The organism is Micrococcus sp. MS-ASIII-49 (assembly GCF_000946635.1).
Lineage (GTDB): Bacteria > Actinomycetota > Actinomycetes > Actinomycetales > Micrococcaceae > Micrococcus > Micrococcus luteus.
Window position 1 is genome coordinate 1 of record NZ_JXSP01000133.1, and the last position, 217, is coordinate 217.

At 77.9% G+C, this 217-nt stretch carries 1 protein-coding gene; it reads left to right on the top strand.

Features of this window, described 5'->3' with window-relative positions:
- Positions 1-217: Maf family protein (locus SJ20_RS09260; RefSeq protein ID WP_044659710.1), on the top strand; the 217-nt coding region annotated here is incomplete at both ends.

A 217-nucleotide genomic window follows, 5' to 3' on the forward strand; every position in this document is an offset into this window, starting at 1 on the left:
AGCCCTACGAGCCCGAGGTCGCCGTCGAGCGCTGGCGCGCCCAGGCCGGCCGGGAGGGCGTGCTGCATTCGGGCCACTGGCTGGGCCTGGTGCTGCCGGAGCCCGGGGCCGGGTCCGGGATGGCCGCGGAGGCGGGCGTGGTGTCCGCCGTCGTGCGCTTCGGCGCCGTCACCGAGGCCGAGATCCAGGCCTACGTGGCCACGGGCGAGCCGCTGCA